The sequence below is a fragment of the Pseudomonas sp. SIMBA_041 genome (genome assembly GCF_046535095.1).
In the GTDB taxonomy this organism is placed as follows: Bacteria; Pseudomonadota; Gammaproteobacteria; order Pseudomonadales; family Pseudomonadaceae; genus Aquipseudomonas; species Aquipseudomonas mucoides.
In genome coordinates, this window is the sequence record NZ_JAWRXJ010000421.1 from 1 (window position 1) to 265 (window position 265).

The window sequence follows — 265 nt, forward strand, 5'->3', positions numbered from 1 at the left end:
CCGATTGCCGCGATACCCAGGGCGACCGGATTGAGCAGGTACTTCATCGCGTCAATGCGCTCGCCGAGCACCAGCAACGACCCACCGAAGTTGCTCCACGCACCCGTCGCCGCCTCGTGCGCCAGCACGAGAACCTCTTTGCGCGCGCCGGCGGCGCCGTGCCCAAGGCTCACAGTGGCCGCCTCGGCTTGCGCCAGCGACGCGCGCATTTCCGCCGTAGCTGACGAAATGCCGAGAGCCTCGGTGCGCATGTCGCGCATATCGG

Annotated in this window: 1 protein-coding gene; it reads right to left on the bottom strand. The window is 67.9% G+C overall.

What is annotated here, in order from left to right:
* A partial coding sequence (locus SB725_RS31740; RefSeq protein ID WP_410923413.1) for a hypothetical protein occupies window positions 1–265 on the bottom strand: 265 nt, incomplete at both ends.